General features: G+C 65.9%; 1 protein-coding gene. It reads left to right on the top strand.

Features of this window, described 5'->3' with window-relative positions; genetic code table 11:
* Window positions 1-75 precede the first annotated feature (75 nt).
* The coding region (locus AC1D00_RS43810) for a M20/M25/M40 family metallo-hydrolase (protein ID WP_477015029.1) at window positions 76-748 on the top strand (673 nt) is incomplete at its 3' end.

Raw genomic sequence — 748 nt, 5'->3', positions numbered from 1 at the left:
ACAACGCTCGCCGCGTGTCCTGCCCCGCGCCGATGCAATGCGCGTTCCATCTTTCGAAGCTTGAGAGACATTACGATGAATCCAGCCAATCTTCCCTTCGATTCCGAGGCGATGCTCGAAGGCCTGCGCGGCTGGGTGGAATGCGAGAGCCCGACCTGGGATGCGAGCGCCGTGAACCGCATGCTCGATATCGCAGCCCGGGATATGGCCATCATGGGTGCGACGATCGAACGCATCGCCGGCCGACAGGGCTTTGGCGGCGTGATCCGTGCGCGCTTTCCTCATCCGAAGCAGGGCGAGCCGGGCATCCTGATCGCCGGGCATATGGATACCGTCCACCCGGTCGGCACCATCGAGAAGCTGAAATGGCGCCGTGAGGGCAACAAGTGCTACGGCCCCGGCATCTACGACATGAAGGGCGGCAACTATCTCTCGCTGGAAGCGATCCGGCAGCTGGCGCGCGCCGCCTTCACCACGCCGCTGCCGATCACCGTGCTGTTCACGCCGGACGAGGAGGTCGGTACGCCCTCGACACGCGACATCATCGAGGCAGAGGCTGCGCGCAACAAATACGTGCTGGTGCCCGAGCCCGGCCGTGCCGACAACGGCGTCACCACCGGACGTTACGCGATCGCGCGCTTCAATCTCGAGGCGACTGGCCGGCCGAGCCACGCCGGCGCGAGGCTGTCGGCGGGCCGCTCGGCGATTCGCGAGATGGCGCGGCAGATCCTCGCCATCGACGCGATGA

This window comes from Bradyrhizobium sp. P2_E8 (genome assembly GCF_056403875.1).
This window is presented reverse-complemented; position numbering and strand designations above follow the sequence as displayed.